2 protein-coding genes are annotated in these 1,523 nt (G+C 39.1%); both read left to right on the top strand.

Going from position 1 to position 1,523, the window contains the following annotated elements; genetic code table 11:
- The first annotated feature begins 74 nt into the window (after nt 1-74).
- Entirely contained in the window at nt 75-533 is a 459-nt protein-coding gene (locus P0N36_RS15280; RefSeq protein WP_275843749.1) for an NfeD family protein, read from the top strand.
- A gap of 11 nt (nt 534-544) precedes the next feature.
- Nucleotides 545-1,516 (top strand): flotillin-like protein FloA, encoded by a 972-nt coding sequence (gene floA, locus P0N36_RS15285; RefSeq protein WP_275843750.1) that lies wholly within the window; start codon nt 545-547, stop codon nt 1,514-1,516.
- Nucleotides 1,517-1,523 lie beyond the last annotated feature (7 nt).

The following is a 1,523-nucleotide window of genomic DNA, read 5'->3' on the forward strand; positions in this document are numbered from 1 at the left end:
GTAGAAGTAACAAATGAAAATAGTATTCATAATCCTATGCATAAATAGGCAAATAAACCTAAAGGAGGTAGCTTATGGAAACATTACCCATTCTCCTCATAGCCATCGGTATTCTATTATTAATTGCAGAAATATTTATACCAAGCTTTGGCATCACCGGCGGTATAGGTATTGTGGCTATTTTGATTGGCGTCATTATGACAACCAATACAGTAGCTGAAGGCGTTGTGATGTTTTTGGTTATTTTACTAGTAGCCATTATTCTTATGTACTTAGCCTATAAGTTCATAGCATCTAAGAGAAGCCCCTTAATTCAGAAAGCCCAACTAAATGAAGAAATTCTAAAAAGTGATTTGAACGAACTTGTGGGCAAAACAGGTGTCGCCTTAACCTCACTTAGACCTTCTGGTAAAGGCGCATTTGTTGGCTTGGAGTTAGATGTACTAACAAAAGGTAGTTTTATAACAAAAGGTTCTAAAATTATAATATCAGAAATGGAAGGCAAAAAAATCTTTGTTAAAAGTATAGAATAGGAGGTATTAATATGGAACAACCCATTGGTATGTTACTCATAGTTTCGTTGGTGGTACTGTTTTTGGCTTTGTTTTTTAGCGTTATTCCGGTAAGATTGTGGATTGCCGCTATTTCATCCAATGTCAAGGTCAGTATAGCTGGCTTAATAGGTATGAAGCTACGGCGTGTAAAGCCGAATCTAATTGTATTGCCTTTGATTCGAGCGGTAAAAGCAAATATAGATGTGGATATTAATCAGCTAGAATCTCATTTGCTGGCTGGAGGAAAAGTTGGTCGTGTTGTAGACGCTCTAATAGCTGCGCACAGGGCCAAATTAGATCTGACTTTTGAACGGGCCGCCGCTATTGATTTGGCAGGTCGTGATGTTCTTGAAGCGGTGAAAATGAGTGTTACCCCTAAGGTAATCGAAACACCTTTGGTCGTAGCAGTTGCAAAAAACGGTATTGAGGTCAAAGCCTTGGCAAAAGTAACGGTTCGTGCCAACCTTGATCGATTAGTAGGTGGTGCAGGTGAAGAAACCATTATCGCAAGGGTTGGTGAAGGTATTGTCACCACAGTCGGTTCAAGTGAAAGTCACAAAGAAGTTCTAGAAAACCCGGATATGATTTCTGAACGGGTCTTAAATAAAGGCCTGGACTCTGGAACCGCATTTGAAATCCTTTCAATAGATATTGCAGATATTGATTTAGGTAAAAATATTGGTGCAAGGCTTCAAGCAGAACAAGCAGAAGCAGACAAACAAATCGCTCAAGCAAAAGCTGAAGAGCGACGTGTTTTTGCCATTGCAAGAGAACAAGAAATGAAAGCATTGGTTGAAGAAATGAAGGCAAAAGTGGTTGAAGCTGAAGCACAGGTGCCCCTTGCTATTGCAGAAGCATTTAGAAAAGGCAATATTGGTGTGATGGATTATTATAATCTAAAAAACATTCAGGCCGATACAGGTATGAGAGAATCTATTGGTGAAAGTGACAAAGAAATCTAGGAGGCGT

The sequence above is a fragment of the Petrocella sp. FN5 genome (assembly GCF_029210395.1).
In the GTDB taxonomy this organism is placed as follows: domain Bacteria; phylum Bacillota; class Clostridia; order Lachnospirales; family Vallitaleaceae; genus Petrocella.